This window comes from Streptococcus pluranimalium (assembly GCF_047785745.1).
Taxonomy (GTDB): domain Bacteria; phylum Bacillota; class Bacilli; order Lactobacillales; family Streptococcaceae; genus Streptococcus; species Streptococcus pluranimalium_B.
On the sequence record NZ_JBLOJT010000106.1, the window covers coordinates 1 to 5666 of the forward strand.

The window sequence follows — 5666 nt, forward strand, 5'->3', positions numbered from 1 at the left end:
TCATTAGTATAAACTATAAAGTATAGTTTATAGTCAAGGAAGAAGCACATGAATAGCAAAATTTTATCACAAATCACCCAAACCCCCATATCAACTATCCGCTACTACGAAAAAATCGGGCTCATACCCGAACCCGACCGCAAAACTAATAATTACCGAGATTATAGCGACAAATACGTCACAAGACTGCAATTTATCAATTATTTATCCACGCTGGGGTTTACCTTAATGGAAATCAAAACCATGTTTGAAAAAGTCTATCAAGACCAATTGACCCAAAACTATATACTTGAAAAAATCACCGAGCAAGAAGCTAAAATCCAAGAGCAATTAAAAAGCTTGGTTACGCTACAGGAAAAACTCAAACAAGATACCCGAGATTTCCCTATTTCTGATGAGCTAATTGCCAAAATCATTTCTTGGATAGCTTAGTCTCATAAGAGCTGCTCTTCACAAATAAAACGCATAGCATTAATGCTCAAACACAGAATATTATGAATTTTTACTATTGATTTTTTTATTTTCTGATGACAATCCTGCTTCTTTTAGGGCGTCTGCTAAACGGCCAAAGTCTGCGATGGAGAGGGCTTCTCCACGAAGATTTGGTTTTAGCTCCGCCTTTTCTAAAGCCGTTTCCAACTTCACTTTGACATCTTCTGTTTTGCCAAAACGGTTGGTCAGATTGTTCCAGAGGGTCTTACGTCTATGAACAAAGCTAGCTTTTGAAACGTCAAACAAGAAATCCTCGTCCTGCACTTGGACCAAAGGATTTTCCCGACGAACCATCTTAAGAATAGCCGAATCAACGTTAGGTGCTGGCACAAAGACCGTGCGAGGCACGATGAAAGCTACTTTGGCAGTCATGTAGTACTGGACAGCGATAGAGAGGCTACCGTAAGCTTTGGTGTTTGGCTCAGCAGAAATGCGATCCGCCACCTCTTTTTGCATCATGACCACAAACTCCGTGAAAGGAATCTTGCTCTCAATTAGGTGCATGAGGATAGGGGTCGTGATGTAGTAAGGGAGGTTAGCCACCACCTTGATGGGCAGGTCGGGATTCTTAAACTTCTGAATCTCCGTCTGCAAATCAGCTTTGAGGACATCCTTGTTGATGACTTGGACGTTGTCAAAATCGCGAAGCGTATCAGCCAAAATCGGCACCAGACGGTCGTCGATTTCAAAAGCCATGACCTCAGCGGCATTTTCCGCCAAAAACTCAGTCAAGGCACCGATACCAGGACCGATTTCGATGACGTTGACATTCTTGTCAATCTCTGCTGTGTCAACAATCTTCTGCAAGATGTTAGTGTCAGTCAAAAAGTTCTGACCGAATGATTTCTTAAAGGTAAAACCGTGACGCTCAAGGACAGCCTTTGTCACGGAGTAGTCTGCAATTCTCATGTGTGTTTCTTGTTCCTTTGATTTAAAATGGTAGGTCTGCGTCTAAAATTTTTAATTAGATTTTCAAGGACTGAGTTAGTATTTCCAGCCAAATTAGCTAGGGGCAAAACTATTCTCTATACTCCCCTATCACTTCCTCAACTTCCTCCAACGTCACACCAAAGAGTTCTAATCGTTTCAGAAGTTGCTTGCCGTTGCTATAACCAATGCGGAGCTGTTTACCTAGATATTCACGACGCTGGCGGCTATCAGCTCCCAGAAGGAGGCCGAGGCGTATCAAATCTGACTTGGTAATATCAAAATTATCTTCATCATCAAAGTGCTGGGTAACTTTGGATAGAGCCTTATCTAAGTCTTCAAAGCTAGCATGCTCAACCCCAAGAGAACGGCCTTTGGTTTTGGATTTAGGTGCAGCTTCGTCACGATTGAGAAAGGCGTGACGTACCGTCGGAATAGCATCCATGATGATACGGCGAATGCGTTCTCCACTATGATCTGGGTCTGTGAAGACAATGACACCACGTAAGTCATGTAACCTTTCGATACGTTCCAAATCATCATCGGAGATAGCGGAACCTCTTGTTTCATAGGTATCAACGTCGTAGAAGCGTTGAAGGTTGGCGGTGTCGTCCTTACCTTCGACGACCAGAACTTCTTGTATTTTGATTTTTTCCATAATTCCTTTTTTGAACTGAGGTTTAAGTGGTAGGGTCGGCAGCAGCTAGCGAGCTATCTCATGCCTAAACTCAGAGCCTTGGTCTCTGAGTTTCCCCTGACCAGTAGCGCTACTACTGGTCTTTTTACCACGGCACCTCAGTTCGAGTATGACTCGCTTCGCTCGTCTCTATTCACCTATCCTAAAAAGTCGTTTGGCATTTGCTGTTGTTGCTTGTGCGACTTCTTCGACACTAGTACCTCGTAATTCAGCGATTTTTTTGACCACATAGCGAGTATAGGCGGTCTTATTTTCTTTCCCACGTTTTGGTACTGGAGCTAGGTATGGGGCATCGGTTTCCACAAGGATTTTGTCCAATGGTAATTGCTGCGCTGCTTCTTGGATATCGGTTGCTTTTTTAAAGGTAACAACACCTGAAAATGAAATCATCATGCCTAAATCAACAAACTTTTGAGCCTCTTCTAGCGAACCAGAGAAAGAATGCATGATTCCCCCACGTGGACCAAGGCCGGCTTCCTTAATCACTTGGTAGGTATCCTCAAGGGCGTCCCGAGTATGAACCACAAAAGGCAAATCCAAATCTTTTGAAAGAGCTATTTGACGTTTAAAAACCTCGATTTGAACCTCTTTAGGATCCTCCATCCAGTGATAATCCAGACCAATCTCACCGAGAGCAATTACTTTGTCATGCTTGAGCACTTTTTGAAGGTAGGCTTCGACCTCATCATTATAAGAACCAGCTTCTGTGGGATGCCAGCCAAGTGTTAAGTAAACTTCTGGATATTGGTCTGCAATCTCCAAAGCTCTCTCGATGGTTTCTCGGTCAAAGCCAACTACATTATGCTTGGTAACGCCCATTTCACGCGCCAAGATTAATTCTTCTTCAACTGTTTCTGTAAAATTCGCCACATTTAAGTGGGTATGTGTATCAAAGATTTCCATAGCAATATTATAACATAGCTAAACGACATCAGTTTGAAATATGCTAAATCGTTTATGACTTCCTTTGCCTCTCCTCTTCTTTAATGGTAAAATAGCCTTATGACAAGAATTTTAGACAAGGATTTAATGGGTGATGAGGAACTGGTTGAACGCACTCTCCGCCCACAATATTTTAGAGAATATATTGGACAAGACAAGGTCAAGGAACAGCTAGAGATTTTCATCAAGGCTGCTAAAATGCGTGATGAAGCCCTTGACCATGTTCTTCTTTTTGGACCTCCAGGTCTCGGTAAAACAACCATGGCTTTTGTTATCGCCAACGAACTAGGCGTCAACCTCAAGCAGACTTCTGGACCTGCCATTGAGAAAGCTGGTGATTTGGTCGCTATTCTCAACGAACTTGAACCAGGCGACGTCCTCTTCATTGATGAAATTCATCGTATGCCAATGGCTGTGGAGGAAGTCCTCTATTCTGCCATGGAGGATTTCTACATTGACATCATGATCGGCGCCGGTGAAACCAGCCGTAGTGTCCACTTAGACTTGCCACCATTCACCCTTATCGGTGCCACTACCCGTGCTGGTATGTTGTCCAATCCTTTGCGAGCTCGTTTCGGGATAAACGGACACATGGAGTATTATGAGTTAGCTGACCTCACAGAGATTGTTGAGCGTACTGCCGACATCTTCGAGATGGAGATAACGCACGAAGCTGCCATTGAGTTAGCAAAACGAAGCCGCGGTACCCCCCGTATCGCTAACCGACTCTTAAAACGTGTCCGTGATTTCGCCCAAATCATGGGAGACGGTAGCATTGACGATAAAATTACAGACAAGGCTCTTACCATGCTGGATGTTGATCATGAAGGTCTGGATTATGTGGACCAAAAAATCCTCAAAACCATGATTGAGATGTATAACGGTGGTCCAGTTGGTTTAGGAACCCTATCCGTCAACATCGCAGAAGAACGCGAAACTGTTGAGGACATGTATGAGCCTTACCTCATTCAAAAAGGCTTCCTCATGCGCACCAGGACAGGACGTGTAGCAACCGCAAAAGCTTATGAACATTTAGGATACGAGCGTTTTGAAGAAAACTAAAAGAACCCCATGCCAAGTTCGATTTTAGAATATTGAGATGTAAAACGAGCAAGATGCAGATAACTTTTTTCTGTATTTTGTTCGTTTTATTGACAGGTTAGAGTATCCAACATATCGTTTGGAAAAACAGGTCTGTTTACTCACTCCTAGAATGATTCATTTTCCACAATGCTAATTAAGGAGATTACATGCAAGATTTAACCAAAGGGAGCCCTATCAAGGTCATCCTTCTTTTTACCATTCCCCTACTAATTGGGAGCTTTTTCCAATTAGCTTATAACTTCGCAGACAGTATGATTGTGGGGCAAACACTTGGAAAAGAAGCATTTGCTAGCGTAGGAGCTACTGGTAGCCTTACCTTTCTTATCCTGGGTTTTGCTCAAGGACTAACTGCAGGATTAACCATCGTGACAGCACAAAAATTTGGGGCTAAAGATGATGATGGTATCCGACAAAGCTTCGTTCACGGTGTCTTTTATTCACTAGTGACAAGTATCGTGCTGACATCGCTAGCTCTGGTCTTTCTTCGACCTAGCCTTGAACTGATGAAAACCCCTGACAATCTCATTGACCATGCACAACATTTCTTGACTGCTATCTATGGTGGTATGATTTTCACCATCTTCTTTAACTACCTTTCAAACGTTTTAAGGAGTCTGGGCAATTCAAAAACACCATTGATTGCCTTAATTATCGCCAGTATTATCAACGTCATTTTAGACTTCGTCTTTATCCTCAACTTCCATATGGGCGTCTTTGGTGCTGGATTGGCTACTATTATCGCGCAAGCTTTTTCTGTAGTATATCTCGCTATTTATATTTACCGAAAAGTTCCCTATTTTCACATGCATTTGTCGGATTGGCGCTTAAATCATGAGAACCTCAAAAAACACGCCCAATTAGGCTTTCCTATGGGATTTCAATCTAGTATCATTGCTATTGGCGCTATTATCCTTCAAATCAGTTTGAATCAACTGGGAACGGATGCCATTGCAGCCCAAGCTATCGCTAGTAAAACCGATCAGTTAGCCATGTTACCAATGATTAACTTAGGGCTAGCCATGTCAACCTTTACTGCCCAAAACTATGGAGCGAAAGAATACAAGCGTATTTTACAAGGACTTTACCGCACCATTTTTATTGCGATTTTATGGGCTATCTTCTTCGCAACAATTCTTATTTTCTTTAACCGTTTCTTCAGTGGGCTCTTCCTTTCAGATGGTAGTCAAGTCGTTTACAATCTTGCTTTATCTTACTATGTGATTAACGGTGTTCTCTATTGGATTCTTTCCATTCTCTTTGTGACGCGAAGCTTCATTCAGGGACTAGGAAAAGGATTGGCACCAACTCTAGCAGGGATTATGGAACTCGTCATGCGTGCAGGTATTGCGACTATCGGCTCTATCTACTTTGGTTTCAGCGGTATCGCTGCCTCTAATCCTGCGGCATGGATTGGAGCCCTTCTTGTTCTGATACCAAGTACCTTTATCATGCGCAAACGCCTGAAAGCACAAGCCAATGCCCCTAGGGCGATATAAGAAAGCAT

At 42.8% G+C, this 5666-nt stretch carries 6 protein-coding genes; 3 read left to right on the top strand and 3 right to left on the bottom strand.

The genetic code is table 11. From position 1 onward, the window contains the following. Positions 1 to 48: 48 nt before the first annotated feature. On the top strand, positions 49 to 432 hold the full coding sequence (locus tag ACMZ6U_RS08925) for a MerR family transcriptional regulator (RefSeq protein ID WP_416108047.1): 384 nt from the start codon (positions 49 to 51) through the stop codon (positions 430 to 432). Positions 433 to 492: 60 nt separating this feature from the next. Here the strand turns inward: ACMZ6U_RS08925 and rsmA are convergent, their stop codons facing one another. The 3 genes from rsmA to ACMZ6U_RS08940 form a co-directional block, all read right to left on the bottom strand. After that, positions 493 to 1401 (bottom strand): 16S rRNA (adenine(1518)-N(6)/adenine(1519)-N(6))-dimethyltransferase RsmA, encoded by a 909-nt coding sequence (gene rsmA / locus ACMZ6U_RS08930; RefSeq protein ID WP_416108049.1) that lies wholly within the window; start codon positions 1399 to 1401, stop codon positions 493 to 495. 109 nt (positions 1402 to 1510) lie between these two features. After that, entirely contained in the window at positions 1511 to 2077 is a 567-nt protein-coding gene (rnmV, locus tag ACMZ6U_RS08935) for a ribonuclease M5 (RefSeq protein ID WP_416108051.1), read from the bottom strand. Between the two features lie 168 nt (positions 2078 to 2245). Beyond that, on the bottom strand, positions 2246 to 3019 hold the full coding sequence (locus tag ACMZ6U_RS08940; protein ID WP_416108053.1) for a TatD family hydrolase: 774 nt from the start codon (positions 3017 to 3019) through the stop codon (positions 2246 to 2248). 99 nt (positions 3020 to 3118) lie between these two features. On the opposite strand from ACMZ6U_RS08940, the gene ruvB reads away from it, so the two are divergent. Both ruvB and ACMZ6U_RS08950 read left to right on the top strand, forming a co-directional pair. Beyond that, positions 3119 to 4120 (top strand): Holliday junction branch migration DNA helicase RuvB, encoded by a 1002-nt coding sequence (gene ruvB / locus ACMZ6U_RS08945; RefSeq protein ID WP_416108055.1) that lies wholly within the window; start codon positions 3119 to 3121, stop codon positions 4118 to 4120. A 188-nt stretch (positions 4121 to 4308) separates the two neighbouring features. Continuing rightward, positions 4309 to 5658: an MATE family efflux transporter gene (locus ACMZ6U_RS08950; protein ID WP_416108057.1), complete on the top strand. Its 1350-nt coding sequence runs from the start codon at positions 4309 to 4311 to the stop codon at positions 5656 to 5658. Positions 5659 to 5666: the final 8 nt, after the last annotated feature.